Genomic DNA, 210 nt, shown 5'->3' on the forward strand with positions numbered 1-210 from the left:
TAGGACGTTGCCAGGCAAAACGGAGGATTAGCTCAGCTGGGAGAGCACCTGCCTTACAAGCAGGGGGTCGGCGGTTCGATCCCGTCATCCTCCACCATATACGCCGGCTTAGCTCAATTGGTAGAGCAACTGACTTGTAATCAGTAGGTTGGGGGTTCAAGTCCTCTAGCCGGCACCAGTTTTATTGTACGAGCCATTAGCTCAGTTGGT

2 tRNA genes are annotated in these 210 nt (G+C 53.3%); both read left to right on the forward strand.

The features are described from left to right. Window positions 1-21 precede the first annotated feature (21 nt). A tRNA-Val gene (locus CN373_RS24940) sits at window positions 22-97 on the forward strand. Between the two features lie 5 nt (window positions 98-102). Further along, window positions 103-178 (forward strand) — tRNA-Thr (locus tag CN373_RS24945). The last annotated feature ends 32 nt before the right edge of the window (window positions 179-210 follow it).

The organism is Bacillus cereus (assembly GCF_002561295.1).
Taxonomy (GTDB): domain Bacteria; phylum Bacillota; class Bacilli; order Bacillales; family Bacillaceae_G; genus Bacillus_A; species Bacillus_A cereus_S.